Genomic DNA, 401 nt, shown 5'->3' on the forward strand with positions numbered 1-401 from the left:
ACGGTCAAACAGGTCCATCACCGGTGACAGGTAGACCTTGCGGCCTGCAACCCTGAACTCGGTGACGTCGCTGACAAAGACGGTATTTGGCTGATCCGGGGTGAACTTGCGGTCAAGTTTGTTGTCAGCGATGTGGCTGATCGTCCCAGCATAGGAAACATAAGGTCTACGTTGGCGGATCTTGGCTCGAACGCCCATCTCACGCATGAGTTTGTAGACGAGTTTGTGGTTGACCACCCACCCCTGGTTACGCAGGTCAAGTAGCACTCGTCGGTAGCCGTAGCGATGCTTGTTACGTTCAAAACTTGCCCGGATCGCGTCTTTGAGCTCGGCGTGCTTATCTGGCTGGCCGAGTCGTTTCTGGTGGTAGAAGAACGTCGACCGTGGGATACCTGCTGCCT

Annotated in this window: 1 protein-coding gene; it reads right to left on the reverse strand. The window is 55.4% G+C overall.

Annotated elements, in window-relative coordinates; genetic code table 11:
• Positions 1 to 401: IS3 family transposase (locus QKE30_RS10810; RefSeq protein ID WP_347934781.1), on the reverse strand; the 401-nt coding region annotated here is incomplete at both ends.

Source organism: Corynebacterium sp. c24Ua_83 (assembly GCF_039907245.1).
Classification (GTDB): Bacteria; Actinomycetota; Actinomycetes; order Mycobacteriales; family Mycobacteriaceae; genus Corynebacterium.